The following is a 15,509-nucleotide window of genomic DNA, read 5'->3' on the forward strand; positions in this document are numbered from 1 at the left end:
TCCGTGAGACTACCCGGTGCGTCTGCCGGACGCGCGCCGGGGCCGGGCCCGCGCTCCTGTGGGCGTCAGTTCCAGTCGGAGTACGACGCGAAACCGCCGGTGTCGGCGAGCTGGTCGTCGGCGCCCTCGAGGTCCTCCGGCAGGAGGCTCCACACGATGTAGTCGGTGCGCACGTCGGTCCAGGTGCCGTCCTCGGTGCGGTGGTGCGCTATGCAGGCGTTGCGCAGGACGCCCTCGCTGATACAGCCGATCTTCTGGGCGACCTGCTGGGAGGCGGTGTTGTCGGCGGCGGTGCGGATCTCGATGCGCTCGAACTTCTGGTCGCCGAGGAGCCATTGGGCGGTGGCGAGGGCGGCCTCGGAGGCATAGCCCTCGCCGCGGGCCCAGGGGGCGATGATGTACGACATCTCGGTGGACCGTACGTGCCAGTCGGTCTTGGCCAGCTGGACTATGCCGACCAGGCGCTGGGTGAGGAACTCGGTGACCGCGAGGCCGAGGCCGCGGCCCGCGGCGCGTTCGGCGGGGGCGTACTGGCTGATCCAGTGGCGGGCCTGGTCCTGGGTGCAGGGCTGGGGCACGTCGGTCCAGGCACCGACCTGCTCGTCGTTCATCATCTCGGCCAGGGCGGGCACGTCGTCCTCGTCGAGTGGACGCAGCACCAACCGCTCCGTGTTGATGGAGATGTTGGGGAAGGTGCTCGTCATGCGCCGCTCCATAACCTTCGGGAAACGTTGATGGGCCATCAGGACTGTCGGGCCGGCCCCGCTGAACTGCCCAGCATGCAGCATGAAACCACTGAACCGCACGACGGGGCCCGCCCCGGGTGAGGGAGCGGACCCCGTGCGTCGCGAAACGCCGTATACGTACCGTCAGCTGTCGGTCACCGGCGGACCGGAGGGTCAGAACGACGGGATGACCGAGCCCTTGTACTTGTCCTCGATGAACTTCTTGACCTCGGGCGAGGTGAGGAGCTTCGCGAGCTTCTTCACCCGCGGGTCCTTCTCGTCGCCCTTCTTCACGGCGAGGAAGTTGCCGTACGGGTTGTTCTTCGCGGACTCCAGGACGAGGGCGTCCCCGGCGGGCTTCAGGCCCGCGGAGATGGCGTAGTTGCCGTTGACCACGGCCGCGTCCACGTCGTCCAGGGAGCGCGGGGTCTGGGCCGCCTCGACCTCCTTGAACTTGAGGTTCTTGGGGTTCTTGGCGATGTCCCGCGGGGTGGCCTCGGTGCCGACGCCGTCCTTGAGGGTGATCAGGCCGTTGGCGGCGAGCAGCTTCAGGGCGCGGGCCTCGTTGACGGAGTCGTTCGGGACCGCGATGGTCGCACCGCTCTTCAGGGCGTCGGCCTTCTTCACCTTGTGGGAGTAGAGGCCGAGCGGCTCCAGGTGCACCGTGACGACGGGCACGATGTGGGTGCCGCGCTTCTTGTTGAAGTCGTCCAGGTACGGCTGGTTCTGGAAGTAGTTGGCGTCCACGTCACCGTCTTCGGTCGCCGTGTTCGGCGTGATGTAGTCGGTGAACTCCCGGACGTCCAGGTCGAGGCCCGCCTTCTTCGCCAGGTTCTTCTTGACGAAGTCGAGGATCTCGGCGTGCGGCGTCGGGCTCGCGGCGACGACCAGGGGTCCGCTGGTGTCGGAGGAGCCGGAGTCCTTGTCCGAGCCGCAGGCGGTGAGCCCGAGGGTGAGGGCTCCGGCGGCGAGGACGGCGGTGGTGAACTTGGCGGTGTTACGCACGAAAAGTGCCTTTCCTTAAGGGTGGTGCGGCCCCGTGTCGGGTGACGGGGAGTCTTCGGGGTGCGGTCAGGCGACCTTGCTGATGTCGGCCGCCGCGGGCTCCTTGGCCTTGAGCAGGCGGAGCCTGGGCGCGGGTCCGGAGCGGGCGCCGCGGCGGTGCAGCGAGCGCGCCGCGAGGTCGCCGGCGAACTGGATGACGGTGATGACGACGGCGAGGATCGCGACGATCACCCACATCAGCCCGGTCTCGAAGCGCTGGTAGCCGTAACGGACGGCGAGGTCGCCGAGGCCGCCGGCGCCGACGGTGCCGGCCATCGCGGAGTAGCCGATGAGGGCGACGACGGTGGTGGTCGCCGAGGCGATGAGCGAAGGCAGGGCCTCCGGGACCAGGACCTTGCGGACGATGGTGAAGGTGTTGCCGCCCATGGACTGCACGGCCTCCACGAGGCCGCCGTCCACTTCGCGGACGGCCGTCTCGACGAGCCGGGCGAAGAAGGGGATGGCGCCGATGGCCAGCGGCACGATGGCGGCGTCACGGCCGATGCTGGTCCCGGTGACGAACCGGGTGAAGTTGGTCAGCGCGACCATCAGGATGATGAACGGCATCGAGCGGGCGACGTTCACGACCTGCCCGAGGACCTTGTTCACCACGACGTTCTGCAGCAGGCCGCCGCGCTCGGTGAGGACGAGCAGGATGCCGAGCGGCAGACCGCCGACGACGGCGATGAGCGTGGACCACCCGACCATGTACAGGGTGTTCCAACACTCCGGCTGGAGCAGCTCCCACTGTTCGGACCAGGTCACTTCGCGCCCTCCTTGACCAGCACGGGCTCCTCGCCCTCGCCGCCGACGACATCGATCTGCAGGCCCTGTTCGCGCAGGAAGCCGATCGGCACCACGTTGTCCTCGTAGCGGCCGGGCAGTTCGATGCGCATGCGGCCGATCTGGAGGCCGCCGACGGTGTCGATGGCGGCACCGAGGATCGAGATGTCGATGTTGTAGGTGCGCGAGAGCTGGGAGATGACCGGCTGGGTGGCGGCCTCGCCGTGGAAGGTGACGTCGAGGACGGTCCGGTCGGCACCGGAGGCCTCGCCGCCCACCGGGAACAGGGCGGCGGCAAGGGTGGAGTCCGGGGTGGCCAGCAGCTCGCTGACCGTGCCGGACTCCACGATCCGGCCCTTCTCCATCAGTGCGGCGGAGTCGCAGATCGACTTCACGACGTCCATCTCGTGGGTGATGAGCAGGACGGTCAGGCCCAACTGCCGGTTCAGGTCGCGCAGCAACTGGAGGATGGAGCGGGTGGTCTCGGGGTCGAGGGCGCTGGTGGCCTCGTCGGAGAGCAGCACCTTGGGGTCGCCGGCGAGGGCGCGGGCGATGCCGACGCGCTGCTTCTGGCCGCCGGACAGCTGGGCGGGGTAGGCCTTGGCCTTGTCGGCGAGGCCCACCAGGTCCAGCAGCTCCCGCGCCTTGCGGGAGCGCTCCTTGCCGGACGTGCCGAGGATCTCCAGGGGCAGCTCGACGTTGTCCTGGACGGTCCGCGAGGACAGCAGGTTGAAGTGCTGGAAGACCATGCCGATGTGGCTGCGGGCCCGGCGCAGGTCCTTCCCGGCGCGCGGTCCGCGGCCGGCCAGGGCGGTGAGGTCCTGTCCGGCGACGGTCACGGTGCCGGCGGTGGGGCGCTCCAGCAGGTTGACGCAGCGGATGAGGGAGGACTTGCCGGCGCCGGACTGGCCGATGACGCCGTAGACCTCGCCTTCGCGGACGTGGAGATCGACGCCGTCGAGGGCGGTGACCTCACGGCCGCGGGAGCGGTAGACCTTGGTCAGGCCCGAGGTGGTGATCACGTGGGTTTCCGTCACTGTCGAGTGCGCGGGCGTGGGTGTGCCCGGGCACGGCTGCGTTTCGTGCGTTGTGCGGGTACGCGGCACGGTTCTCGGGCGGCGGTGGAACCGGGGGAGAACGTCGTGTGCGCGGGGCGGCATCGGTCGCATACGCCGGAATGCCGGCGCCGGACGGGCCGCGGCTCGCTTCGGGGCGCGAGGCTCAGATGGTGCGGGGGCCCTCTAGAAGGCGCACATTCGACACGGACACATACAACGAGCACCGGGCGTGGGGGTCGCCTCGGTCGCAAGGGTGCGGCGGCTCGTGGTGGTCATGCGATCAGTAAAGCAGACGTATGGTCCTGACCGGTCTCCGCTGTCCGCATAGTGGACGACGGCGGACACCGTCGGCCGCCGGCTCAGCCGCGGACGGAGATCTCCACTGCCTCGCGGGTGACCAGTGCGGACAAGGCCGACAGGTCCCTGACCACGAGGTCGGCGTCCAGCTCCGCCGCCCGGTGGGTTGTGGCCAAGGCCACGGTGGTCATACCGGCCGCGCGGCCCGCGCGGAGTCCGGCGGGGGCGTCCTCGAAGACGACGCACCGGGCCGGGTCCACGCCGAGCTGCCGGGCGGCGAGCAGGTAGGGCTCGGGGTCGGGCTTGCCGCGGGTGATGTCGTCGGCGGAGATCAGGGCCTTGGGCCGGATGCCGGCGGCGTCGAGGCGGGCCTCGGCGAGGCGGCGGGTGGCGGAGGTGACGACGGCCCAGCGGTCGGCCGGCAGGGAGTCCAGGAAGTCCCGGGTGCCGGGCAGCAGCCGCACACCCCCGTTCCGCACGTCCTCGACCTCCAGCTGCTCGACCCGGGCGACCGCCTCCGGCACCACGTGGGCGGGCAGCAGATCGGCGACTGTCTCCACGGCCGGCCGCCCGTGCAGTTCCACGCGCCCGAACTCCTCGGCCGTGATCCCGTACTCCCGGACCCAGCGGGTCCAGCAGCGGTCGACGCGAGGGAGGAGACGAGGGTGCCGTCGTGTCGAACAGGAGGGCGTGCGCATGGATCGTCACGGTCTGGACCATACGGCGTACGACGGGGTCGGCGGCGGTGGGCCGTTTCGGCCGTAATAGGGTCACGGCATGCTCAATGCCCTGACGCTGGTGACCGGGGTCGCCGCCCTGTTGCTCGCCGCCTGGTGCGGCTGGGCCGCCTACCGGGACCAGCCGACCAAGGACTGGCACTTCATCGGCATGGCCGTGGTGTCACTACTGGCCGTCGTCCAGCTGGTGATCGGGATCGTGCAGCTGGCGCGGGGTGAGAAGCCGGAGCAGGGCACGACGATCTTCGTGGCGTATCTGCTGGGCGCGTTCGCGTGCGTTCCGGCGGCGGGTTTCATGTCACTGTCCGAGCGGACCCGCTGGGGCTCGGTGACGGTCGCGGCGGGCGGCGTGGTCCTGGCCGTGCTGGAAGTACGGCTCTACGACATCTGGGGAGGCTGAGGTGACGGCGGCGCAGGAGAAGCCGGCCCGGCTGATCAGCGGTCCGGGCATGCTGCTCGTCTGGTTCTACGGCGTGATGGTGGTCGGCGCGGTGTCGCGTTCGGCCTACCAGATCGCGACGGACTTCGACCGGGCACCGCTCGCGTACTCCCTGTCGGCCGTGGCCGGTGTGGTGTACGGCTTCATCACGTACACCCTCGTCCGCGGCGGCGAGACGGCCCGCAGGGCGGCACAGGTGTGCTGCGCGGCCGAACTGGCCGGTGTGCTCGTCGTGGGCACGTGGACCCTGGTGGAACCCTCGGCGTTCCCCGACGCGACGGTGTGGTCGGACTACGGGATGGGCTACGTCTTCATCCCCGTGCTCCTGCCGCTGTCCGCGCTCTACTGGCTGCGGAAGGTGCGTCCGCGGCGCGGGGCCGCCGCCTGAGGGGCGTGGGTGTCCGCGGGCCGCTCATGGCCGGCCGGGCTCCCGGCGCCCCTCGGGGGCGCTCCCCTCACGCCGTTTGCGCGTAGACGCCCGCCTGCTTCTCCAGGATGATCAGTTCCACGCCGTCGGCGCCCTTGGATCTGCCCACCGTCCGGTAGCCGGAGCGGCGGTACAGGCGGAGGTTGCCCTCGCTGCGGTGGCCCGTGTGGAGACGGAACCGCTTGGCTCCGCGCTCCTCCGCCAGCGCCGCTTCGGCCGCGCGCAGCAGCCTCGCCCCGATGCCGTGGCCCTGCAGGCGCGGGTGGACGCAGAGCTTGCCGATGGCCGCGGCGCCGTCCTCGGTGACCTTGCCGCGCACGGAGCCGACGACCTCGTCGCCGAGCCGGGCGACGAAGACGCAGTCCGAGGAGACCTCCTGCCGCACGGAGTCCAGGGTCTGGACGAGCGGGTCGATGCGGTAGTTGCCGTACAGCGCCGCCTCACTCTGGAAGCACAGGTACTGGAGCCTGAAGATCTGCTCCGCGTCCTGCTCGGTCGCCACCGAGATGGTCACGCTCATGCCCATGTGCGCATGCCTCCCGCTCACCTGATCACCTGTCGTCCCTCACTCCTATCCCCGCACTTCGCGGGAAGCAACCTCCGGGGTGAGCAATCGACGCAGACATCCCAGACATCTGGACCGTTCCGGGCCGAGACTGCCCTGTGAGATACCCAACTCCCCCGCGATCTCCCGGTATGTCATGTCCTTCGGAGAGAGCAGCGCCTCCATGAGCCGGGGGCAGCGGCCGGGCAGCCGGCGGACCGCGTCCCGCAGGGCGCGGTAGCGCGCGGCGGTGAGGGCGTGCTGCTCGGGGCCGGGGCGGATGTCGTCGGCCGGCTCGATGCCGTACGGGCGTTCGAGGCGGGTGGTGCGGCGGGTGCGACGGGCCTCGGCGCGGACGGCCTTGCGCAGCCAGCCCTGCGGGTCCAGCGGCGGTCCGTCGGTCTCCAGCCGCTCCAGCAGGCGGAGCCAGACGGCCTGCTCGAGATCGCCCGGCTCAGTCCCGGAGGCATATGTCTCCGCGGAGGCCTCGGCGGCGAGCAGTGGGCGCAGGGCGGCTACCAGGTCGTGCGTCATATGCGGAACGACGAGCCGCCCCGGCGATGGGTTGCCGGGGCGGCCCGGAGTCACCCCGAACGGGTGCCTGGCGGTTGCCGGTTGACGCGGTCAGCCGTGCAGGAAGTCGGCGCGGGCGAGCAGGCCGGTGTCGGCGTTGTCGGTGAAGACGCCGTCGATGCCGGTCGCGAAGTACGTCCTGAAGGCGCCGAAGGCGTCACCGTAGGCGTCCGGCGCGCTGCCCCTGCGGTACTCGGCCGGCAGGAAGGGGTTCTCGTTGCGCATGGTGTACGGGTGCAGGATCAGGCCCACCTTGTGCGCGTCGGCGACGAGCGTGGTCGGTTCGGCCAGGGTGCCGTCCGCGTTCCTGGGGATGACCAGGTCGAGGGTCGGGCCGATGCCCTGCGCGTAGCCGGCGATCTCCCTGAGGCCCTGGGGGGTGATCAGGTCGGCGACCGTGCGCGGGTCGCCCGCCTCTACGAAGTCCCAGGGGCGGCTGTTCGCCGAGGACAGCAGGACCACGAGCGGGTTGTCCACCAGCTGGTTCAGCTTCTGGATGCTGCTCGGCTCGAAGGACTGCAGGATGACCGGCGAGGTCCGGCCGTCCTTTCCGTGCTTGCGCAGCAGCTTGGCGACCCGCTCCTCCAGGCCGAGTCCGAGCCCCCGGAAGTAGGAGGGGTGCTTGGTCTCGGGGTAGATCCAGACCTGCTTGCCGCGCTTGCGGGTCTGCTCGTCCTGCCACTTGAGGACCTCTTCGAACGTGGGTATCCCCCAGCGCCCGTTGTAGAGGGTGTTGTGCGGGCGGTTGGCCGGGATGCGCTCGATGGCACGCAGCGTCTTCAGCTCGGCGAGCGTGAAGTCCTCGGTGAACCAGCCGGTGGTGGAGACGCCGTCGAGGACCTTGGTGGTCTTGCGGTCGGCGAACTCGGGGTGGGAGGCGACGTCCGTGGTGCCGCCGATCTCCGGCTCGTGCCTACAGACGAGGTGACCGTCCTTGGTGGGTACCAGGTCGCCGGCCTCGACGATGTCGGCGCCCAGGTCCAGGGCCAGGTCGTAGGAGCCGAAGGTGTGTTCGGGGCGGTAGCCGCTGGCTCCCCGGTGGCCGATGACCGCCGGCACCGGCAGGCTCTTCAGCCCGCGCCCGCCGTGCCCGGCGCCCCGGGCTCCGGCGGCTCTGGCCGCGCCGGGCAGCCCGAGCACCGCTCCGCCCGCGCCCAGCACCGCGGCGCCGAGGATCGCCCGCCGCCCCGTGGTGCCCTGTGTCCTGTCGTTCGCCTGGTCGCCGCCCATCAAGCGCCCTCCTGCCGTCCGCCCTGCGTCTGTTTCGGCGCTGCGCGCCTTGGGTGCGCGCCGATCGTAGGGGCGCGCACATGACGGAGGGGAGTCCTCGGCCCGAAGCCGCGGGTGATGCCGGGTGTCCTGTGCGAGGCGAGATGTGACGGTCCGTCGGCATCGGCGGGCGCGACCGGGGTAACCGGTGGCCGAGGGCTTCGCGCGATGTCCGTCACACTGTCGCCACGCAGTCACGGGCCGTCCCGGGCGCGCCACCGCAGGTAAACCCGCGTCAACACTTCGTAAGACCTCGGTGAACCGGGCCTCCCCGATGTGCGCTCGCCCGGGTGCCGCGAGTAATGTCCTCACCTGCACAGACTCATATCGCTCGCCCTCGACATCGGAGGACCCGTTGTCCCGCTTCGCGCTCATCAAGGCAGTGCTCGGACCGATCATGCGCCTGATGTTCCGCCCACAGGTGGAGGGCGTGGAGCACATCCCGGGGGACGGCCCGGTCATTCTGGCCGGTAATCACCTGACCTTCATCGACTCGATGATCCTGCCCCTGGTCTGCGACCGTCAGGTCTTCTTCATCGGCAAGGACGAGTACGTCACCGGCAAGGGCGTCAAGGGCCGGCTGATGGCGTGGTTCTTCACCGGCGTCGGCATGATCCCGGTGGACCGGGACGGGGCGAACGGTGGCGTGGCCGCGCTGATGACCGGGCGCAGGATCCTGGAGGAGGGAAAGATCTTCGGGATCTATCCCGAGGGCACGCGGTCGCCCGACGGACGGCTGTACCGGGGGCGCACCGGTATCGCACGGCTGACGCTGATGACCGGTGCTCCCGTCGTGCCGTTCGCGATGATCGGTACGGACAAGCTGCAGCCGGGCGGGCGCGGTATTCCGCGGCCCGGCAAGGTCACCGTCCGGTTCGGTGAGGCGATGGAGTTCTCGCGCTACGAGGGCATGGACCGGGACCGGTATGTGCTGCGGGCCGTGACCGACTCCGTCATGGCCGAGGTCATGCGGCTGTCGGGCCAGGAGTACGTGGACATGTACGCCACGAAGGCCAAGGCCGCCTAGGACCCTCCGGCGCGACGGGCGCGGTGGCCCGCGTCCGTCCGCCTGCCGGTGGAATCTGACGCCGACACATCGGTCATTCGGCCGTATGTACCCGGCTATATGACCGTGCGACATGTCTTATTTAGACATGTCCAAACCTTCTCGGCGTACTCTGCTCCGCAGCCCGATCGCCGCCGTCGGCGCGGGATTCCTGGCGGCCTGCACCGGCTCCGGCTCCGGGCCTCGTTCCGGCCCCCAAGGCCGGAGCGGCGAAAGGGAGTTCGTTCCACCGGGGCCGAAGGGGTACGTCAACCCGTCGGATCCGGAGGTCCTCGCCGCCGAGCGGAAACGCGGGTCCGGCCACGTACGCACCTTCAGGTTCACCGCCGCCGAAGCCAAGCTGGACCTGGGCGGGCGGTCCGTCCGCACCTGGGCCTACAACGAGGAGGTGCCGGGCCCGCTGGTGCGGGTCACCGCCGGCGACGTGCTCGACCTGACGCTCGACAACCGGCTGCCCGCCACGACCACGCTGCACTCCCACGGAGTGCGGCTGCGCTGCGACATGGACGGCGTGCCGGACCTGACCCAGCGGGCCATCCGCCCCGGGTCCGACTTCCGCTACCGCTTCACCATCCGGCATCCGGGAACCTATCTGCTGCACTCCCACGTCGGAATGCAGCCCGACCGGGCCCTGTACGCGCCGCTCATCGTCGACGACCCCAAGGAGCCCCTCTCCTACGACAAGGAGTGGGTCCTCGTCCTGGACGACTGGCTCGACGGCGTGGAGGGCTCCACCCCCGACCAGGTCCTCGAGCAGCTCAAGCCCGGCGGCTCCATGGACATGGGGCACATGGACATGGGGCACACGGCCATGGGTCCCGGCCACGGCGGTCCGAGCGCCGGCCGGCCGGCGAGCCCGCACACGTCGCCGGCCAGGCCGCCGGCAGGCCCGTCGAGGGTGCTGCACAAGTCCCACAGCCGCATGCTCCACGGAGACGGCGGCAGCGTCGCCTACCCGTACTACCTGGCCAATGGGCGTCTGCCCGCCAATCCCTCGGTGTTCCGTTGCCGGCCCGGCGACCGCGTCCGGCTGCGCATCATCAACGCCGGTTCCGAGACCGCCTTCCGGGTCGCGCTGGGCGACCACGAGATGACCGTCACGCACACCGACGGCTATCCCGTGAAGCACAAGAAGACAGACGCCCTCCTCGTCGGCATGGCGGAACGCTACGACGTCCTGATCACCGCCCGGGACGGCGTCTTCCCCCTGGTCGCGCTCCCGGAGGGAAAGAAGGGCGGGGCCCTCGCCGTCCTGCGCACCGGCAAGGGGAAAGACCTTCCTTCCCCCGACGTCCGCCCGGACGAACTCGACGGGAAGACCGTTCCCGCGCGCCGACTGGTGCCCGACGACTCCGTGGCCCTCCACGACCGCACCCCCGACCGCCAGCTGCGCATCAGGATCACCGGCGGCATGGAGAAGTTCGACTGGGGGTTCGACCACCAGGCCTACTCCGTGCGGCAACGCCACCCGGTCCGCGCCGGTGAACGGGTACGGCTCACCCTCATCAACGCCACGGACATGTGGCATCCGATGCACCTGCACGGGCACACCTTCGCGCTGGCCGGCCTGGACTCCGTGGGCGCGCGGAAGGACACCGCGCTCGTGCTGCCGCACCGGAAGCTGGTGATCGACTTCGACGCCGACAATCCGGGGCTGTGGATGTTGCACTGCCACAACCAGTACCACTCGGAGAGCGGGATGATGACGGTGCTCGGGTATCGGAGGTGATGTCGGGGATGGTTCGGCCGGCGTTCCGGGCGCGGTCGCGCGGGGTTCCCCGCGCCGCCGGCCGGTCGCCTCACCCCGCACTTTCCAGTTTCTGGTTCTTCAGCAGGAACCAGGCCACCGCTGCCGCGCCCAGCAGAACCGCCGCTCCCGCGCCCGAGGCCAGATGGAGGCCGTGGACGAAGGAGTCGCGGGCCGCGTCGAGCAGGGCATCGGCGCGGTGCGCCGGCAGGTGCGCCGACGCCTCCACTGCCGCGCCCAGCGACTCGTGGGCCTCCGCCGGGGTTCCGGCCGGGCCGGTGAAGTCGCGGTAGACGCCGGTCACGATGGAGCCCAGGAGGGCGATGCCCAGGGCCGCTCCCAGTTCGTACGCCGTCTCGGAGACCGCCGAGGCGGCGCCCGCCTGTTCCCTGGGCACGCTGGAGAGGAGCACGTCGGCGGTGACCGTGAAGGAGAAGCCCGCGCCGACGCCCACGACGAGGAGGGCGGCACCGAGGACCGGATAGCCGGTGGACTGTCCGAGCGTCGTCAGCGCGGCCAGGGCCAGTCCGACGGCCGCCAGGCCGCCCGAGACCACCACGCGGACGGAGAAACGCCGGGCCGCGCGCCCCGCGATCAGGCCGGCCGCCACCGCCCCGACGGCCGCGGGCACTTCGGCCAGGCCCGCCTCGAACGGGCGCCTGCCCTGGACGAGTTGCAGATACTGGGAGAGAAAGAACACCAGGCCGGACATGCCGAGGACGGTCAGCAGGTCGGCGAGGACCGCCCCGCTGAAGCCGCGGCGCCGGAACAGCCGCATGTCCAGCAGCGGGATCGGCATGGTCAGCTGGCGGTGGACGAAGCCGTGGAGGGCCGCCGCGCCCAGCAGGCCCGCGGCGAGCGAGGTCCAGGTGAGGCCGTGCGTGGCGATCTCCTTGACCGCGTACACGATGCCGAGCACGCCGGCGAGGGACAGGGCGACGCTGGTCAGGTCCCAGGGGCCGGGGTTCGGGTTGCGGGACTCGGGCAGCGTGCGGAGGCCGACGAGGACCAGGACCGCCATCACCGGCAGGTTGATCAGGAAGACCGAGCCCCACCAGAAGTGTTCGAGGAGGAAGCCGCCCGTGATCGGGCCGACGGCCGTGCCGGCGGAGGCGGTCGCGCCCCAGATGCCGACGGCGAGGCTGCGCTCGCGCGGGTCGTGGAAGAGATTGCGGATCAGGGCCAGGGTGGCGGGCATCAGGGTCGCGCCCGCGACGCCGAGCAGGGCCCGCGCGAGGATCATCAGCTCGGGTGTCGTCGCGTAGGCGTTGAGCACGGAGATCGCTCCGAACGCCGTCGCGCCGCCGAGCAGGATCCGCTTGCGGCCGATGCGGTCGCCGAGGCTGCCCATGGAGACGAGCAGACCGGCGATGACGAAGGAGTAGACGTCACCGATCCACAGGAGCTGGGTGCCGGAGGGGTCGAGGTCTTCGCTGATGTAGGGGGTCGCCAGGCCGAGGACGGTGGCGTCGACGGCCACCAGCAGCACGGCCAGGACGAGGACGGAGAGCGCCGGCCAGCGGCCCGGGCGCTTCTCCACCTCCGCCACGTGTGCCGGCTGCAGGGTGCTGGTCATGATTCCTCTCTTCGCAGAGCGCCGCCGAGCAGCAGCTCGGTGATCATCGCGGGGAAGTCCCTGGCGGCCACGCGGCCGTCCAGGGTGGCCCAGGCGCAGGAGGCGATCAGTCCGTACAGCGCCTCGGTGAGCCACACGGGAGTGAGGTCGATCCGGAACTCACCGCTGTGCTGTCCACGCTGGAACACCGCGCCGATCCGGGCGTCCAGCCGCAGCCAGCCGTCGTTCTGCCGATCGCCTTCCCAGAGCTGGTTCTCGCCGTACAGGAAGGCGAGCAGCCCCGCGGCGGGCTGGATCTCGCGCACCAGCCTGCGCACGGCGTCCCGGGCGGCCCCCTCCTCCAGCCGGGCGTTGTCCAGCGCCGCCTCGCACTCCGCGATGCCGAGCGCCTCCAGTGCCCGGACGAGCGCGTCACGTCCGGCGAAGTGGCGGTGCAGCGTGGCCCGGCTGATCCCGGCGGCCTTGGCGACCTCGTCCATGGTCGCGGTGGACTTGCGGGTCAGCAGGGCGGCTGCGCTGCGCAGCACGTGGTCTCGGTCCAGGGCCATGAGACAAGCGTAGCCCATATGAGACATCTTTGTCTCATCATGGGCATGTGTGGCTCATGCTGGCCCTCATGCCGGCTGGTCAGTGCGGTGGATTCGTCAGTGCCAGGGCAGCTGCCCGCGCCGCTCCCAGTACGTGCCCGGGTCCTCGACCAGCGTGGCCAGGCGGGTCAGCTGGTCCTCGTCGAGGTCCACGACGGACGCGTGGAGGTTGGCGGCCAGCTGGCCGACGGTCGCGGCACCGGAGAGGACGACACCGACCCACGGCTGGCGCAGGATCCACGCGAGGGCCACGGCGTCGCAGCCGAGGGAGGTCTCCTCGGCCACCGCCTTCAGCGCGTCGGGGGCGTGCGGCGCGGCCAGCCGGCCGTTGGCCATGCCCTCCTTGACGATCACGGTGAGCCCGGCCTCGTGCGCCTCGGCGAGGGCGGGGCCCACGGAGGTCTCCAGGGCGTTGTACGTCGACTGGACGGTACGGAAGAGGGGCTCGCCGTCGACCGTGACGGCGAGGGCGGCGCGGACGGTGTCGGCCTGGGCGGGACCGCTGGTGGAGAAGCCGATGGTCACGCCCTCCGCGGCGGCCTCCGCCAGCCTGGCGTGGAGTTCCTTGTCGGTGAGGGCGGGGCTGTCCGGGGTCACCGAGTGGATCTGGTACAGGTCGAGCCGGTCGCCGAGCAGGGCGTCGGTCTCGGCGCGCTGCCGCTCGTAGGTGGCGAGGCTGTGGTCCTTGACCTCGTGCCGCTCCGCGTCGGTGGACCAGCCGGCGGTGTAGGTGTACCCCCACTTGCTGCCGACCACGACGTCGTCGATGCCGGGGCGGGCGTTCAGCCAGTCGGCGAGGAACTCCTCCGAACGGCCGTAGGACCGGGCGACGTCGAAGTAGCGGATGCCCTGGGCGTAGGCGGCGTCGAGGAGTTCATGGGTGCGGGTGCGCATCGCGTCGACGCTGCGGTCGGTCCCGAAGTCCTCGTCGCGGCCGAGGTTGATGTAACCGGGGCGGCCGACGGCGGCGAGGCCCAGTCCGATGTGGCAGGTGGGCGTGGTGGCGGTGGCCAGACGGGAGAAGGGCATCGCGGGTTCCGTTCGGTCGGCTCCGGTACGGCTTCCGACCAAAACTAACCCGCGACGGCCTTCGGGTCCGCCCGAGCACCCGGTTCCTGCGGTGGCGTGGCGACCGCGGGAGGGTGGTGACTGTCCGCGCGGTTCCCCGCGCCCCTTGCGGGGCGCTTCACTCAGCCCTTCTTCTTGGCATCCGCCCATGCGTGCTGCGCCGCCACGTCCGCCTTGACCTCCGTCAGCTGGACGGCGACCGCGCTGGGTGCCGTACCACCGCGGCCGTTGCGGGAGGCGAGGGCGCCCGGGACGTTGAGGACCGTACGCACCTCGGGGGTGAGGTGGGCGGAGATCTTCGCGAACTGCTCGTCCGTGAGGCCGTCCAGTTCCTTGCCGTCGGCCTCGGCGACCTTCACGCACTCCCCCGCGACCTCGTGCGCCACCCGGAACGGCACGCCCTGCTTGACCAGCCACTCGGCGATGTCGGTCGCGAGCGAGAAACCGGCCGGGGCCAGCTCCTCCATGCGCTCGCGGTTGACCGTGAGGGTGGCGATCATGCCGGTGAAGGCGGGGAGCAGCACCTCCAGCTGGTCACAGGAGTCGAACACCGGCTCCTTGTCCTCCTGGAGGTCGCGGTTGTAGGCGAGGGGCAGGGCCTTGAGGGTCGCCAGCAGGCCCGTGAGGTTGCCGATCAGGCGGCCGGACTTGCCGCGTGCCAGCTCCGCGATGTCCGGGTTCTTCTTCTGCGGCATGATCGACGAGCCCGTGGAGAAGGCGTCGTGCAGGGTCACGAAGGAGAACTCCTTCGTGTTCCAGATGATGATCTCCTCGGCGATCCGGGAGAGGTTCACGCCGATCATCGCGGTGATGAAGGCGAACTCGGCCACGAAGTCACGGGAGGCCGTGCCGTCGATGGAGTTGCCGACGCTGCCGTGCTCGAAGCCGAGGTCCTCGGCCACCGCCTCCGGGTCCAGGCCGAGGGAGGAGCCCGCGAGGGCGCCGGAGCCGTACGGCGACACCGCCGTCCGCTCGTCCCACTGGCGCAGCCGCTCCGCGTCCCGGGACAGGGACTGGACATGGGCGAGGACATGGTGGGCGAAGAGCACCGGCTGGGCGTGCTGGAGGTGCGTACGGCCGGGCATCGCCACGTCCGGGTGGGCCTCGGCCAGGCCGATCAGCGCGTCCTGGAGGCCGGCGATCAGGCCACCGATGATCCGGGCGTGGTCCCGCAGGTACATCCGGAAGAGGGTCGCGACCTGGTCGTTGCGGGACCGGCCCGCGCGGAGCTTTCCGCCCAGGTCCGGACCGAGGCGCTCCAGCAGGCCGCGCTCCAGGGCGGTGTGCACGTCCTCGTCGGCGATGGTGCCGGTGAAGGAGCCGTCGGCGACGTCCGCCTCCAGCCGGTCGAGCCCGGCGATCATGCGCCGCAGCTCGTCCTCGGTGAGCAGACCCGCCTTGTGCAGCACGCGCGCGTGGGCACGCGAACCGGCGATGTCGTAGGGCGCGAGCCGCCAGTCGAAGTGGACGGACGCGGACAGCTTCGCCAGGGCCTCGGCGGGACCGTCGGCGAAACGGCCGCCCCAGAGCCGTACGTCACCGCTGTTGCTGCTCACTTGCGTCGCTCCT

Annotated in this window: 15 protein-coding genes and 1 pseudogene; 4 read left to right on the forward strand and 12 right to left on the reverse strand. The window is 70.8% G+C overall.

The annotated features are described in order from the left end of the window. Positions 1-65: 65 nt before the first annotated feature. The 5 genes and pseudogenes from AC07C1_RS21525 to AC07C1_RS21545 form a co-directional block, all read right to left on the reverse strand. A complete protein-coding gene (locus tag AC07C1_RS21525; RefSeq protein ID WP_478941170.1) occupies positions 66-704 on the reverse strand; it encodes a GNAT family N-acetyltransferase in 639 nt (212 codons plus the stop codon). A gap of 195 nt (positions 705-899) precedes the next feature. Further along, positions 900-1,730 (reverse strand): MetQ/NlpA family ABC transporter substrate-binding protein, encoded by an 831-nt coding sequence (locus AC07C1_RS21530; RefSeq protein WP_478941172.1) that lies wholly within the window; start codon positions 1,728-1,730, stop codon positions 900-902. A gap of 66 nt (positions 1,731-1,796) precedes the next feature. Then, entirely contained in the window at positions 1,797-2,534 is a 738-nt protein-coding gene (locus AC07C1_RS21535) for a methionine ABC transporter permease (protein ID WP_478941174.1), read from the reverse strand. After that, entirely contained in the window at positions 2,531-3,574 is a 1,044-nt protein-coding gene (locus AC07C1_RS21540; RefSeq protein WP_478941176.1) for a methionine ABC transporter ATP-binding protein, read from the reverse strand. Before AC07C1_RS21540 ends, AC07C1_RS21535 begins: the two co-directional genes overlap by 4 nt. Before the next feature lie 395 nt (positions 3,575-3,969). Next, positions 3,970-4,615 (reverse strand): annotated as a pseudogene (locus tag AC07C1_RS21545) (HAD family hydrolase). A gap of 69 nt (positions 4,616-4,684) precedes the next feature. On the opposite strand from AC07C1_RS21545, the gene AC07C1_RS21550 reads away from it, so the two are divergent. Further along, entirely contained in the window at positions 4,685-5,044 is a 360-nt protein-coding gene (locus tag AC07C1_RS21550) for a hypothetical protein (RefSeq protein WP_478941178.1), read from the forward strand. Position 5,045: 1 nt separating this feature from the next. After that, positions 5,046-5,471, forward strand: a complete 426-nt coding sequence (locus tag AC07C1_RS21555) for a hypothetical protein (protein ID WP_478941180.1) — start codon at positions 5,046-5,048, stop codon at positions 5,469-5,471. Positions 5,472-5,538: 67 nt separating this feature from the next. On the opposite strand, the gene AC07C1_RS21560 is transcribed toward AC07C1_RS21555, so the two are convergent. The 3 genes from AC07C1_RS21560 to AC07C1_RS21570 form a co-directional block, all read right to left on the reverse strand. After that, positions 5,539-6,036, reverse strand: coding sequence for a GNAT family N-acetyltransferase (locus AC07C1_RS21560; RefSeq protein ID WP_478941321.1), 498 nt, complete (start codon positions 6,034-6,036; stop codon positions 5,539-5,541). Between the two features lie 45 nt (positions 6,037-6,081). Continuing rightward, positions 6,082-6,588, reverse strand: a complete 507-nt coding sequence (locus tag AC07C1_RS21565) for a sigma-70 family RNA polymerase sigma factor (RefSeq protein ID WP_478941181.1) — start codon at positions 6,586-6,588, stop codon at positions 6,082-6,084. A gap of 90 nt (positions 6,589-6,678) precedes the next feature. Beyond that, positions 6,679-7,857, reverse strand: a complete 1,179-nt coding sequence (locus AC07C1_RS21570; protein WP_478941183.1) for a glycerophosphodiester phosphodiesterase — start codon at positions 7,855-7,857, stop codon at positions 6,679-6,681. Between the two features lie 313 nt (positions 7,858-8,170). Between AC07C1_RS21570 and AC07C1_RS21575 the strand changes: the two genes are divergently transcribed. Beyond that, on the forward strand, positions 8,171-8,923 hold the full coding sequence (locus tag AC07C1_RS21575) for a lysophospholipid acyltransferase family protein (protein WP_478941322.1): 753 nt from the start codon (positions 8,171-8,173) through the stop codon (positions 8,921-8,923). Between the two features lie 127 nt (positions 8,924-9,050). After that, positions 9,051-10,691: a multicopper oxidase family protein gene (locus tag AC07C1_RS21580; RefSeq protein WP_478941185.1), complete on the forward strand. Its 1,641-nt coding sequence runs from the start codon at positions 9,051-9,053 to the stop codon at positions 10,689-10,691. Between the two features lie 70 nt (positions 10,692-10,761). Here AC07C1_RS21580 and AC07C1_RS21585 read toward each other — a convergent pair whose 3' ends face one another. From AC07C1_RS21585 to argH, 4 genes are all read right to left on the reverse strand, one after another. Further along, a complete protein-coding gene (locus AC07C1_RS21585) occupies positions 10,762-12,285 on the reverse strand; it encodes an MFS transporter (RefSeq protein ID WP_478941186.1) in 1,524 nt (507 codons plus the stop codon). After that, on the reverse strand, positions 12,282-12,833 hold the full coding sequence (locus tag AC07C1_RS21590) for a TetR/AcrR family transcriptional regulator (protein WP_478941188.1): 552 nt from the start codon (positions 12,831-12,833) through the stop codon (positions 12,282-12,284). The genes AC07C1_RS21585 and AC07C1_RS21590 overlap by 4 nt, the downstream gene beginning before the upstream one ends. 96 nt (positions 12,834-12,929) lie before the next feature. Next, positions 12,930-13,901 (reverse strand): aldo/keto reductase, encoded by a 972-nt coding sequence (locus AC07C1_RS21595; protein ID WP_478941190.1) that lies wholly within the window; start codon positions 13,899-13,901, stop codon positions 12,930-12,932. Positions 13,902-14,062: 161 nt separating this feature from the next. Beyond that, entirely contained in the window at positions 14,063-15,496 is a 1,434-nt protein-coding gene (gene argH, locus AC07C1_RS21600) for an argininosuccinate lyase (protein WP_478941192.1), read from the reverse strand. Positions 15,497-15,509 lie beyond the last annotated feature (13 nt).

It is taken from the genome of Streptomyces sp. NPDC045022 (genome assembly GCF_056432605.1).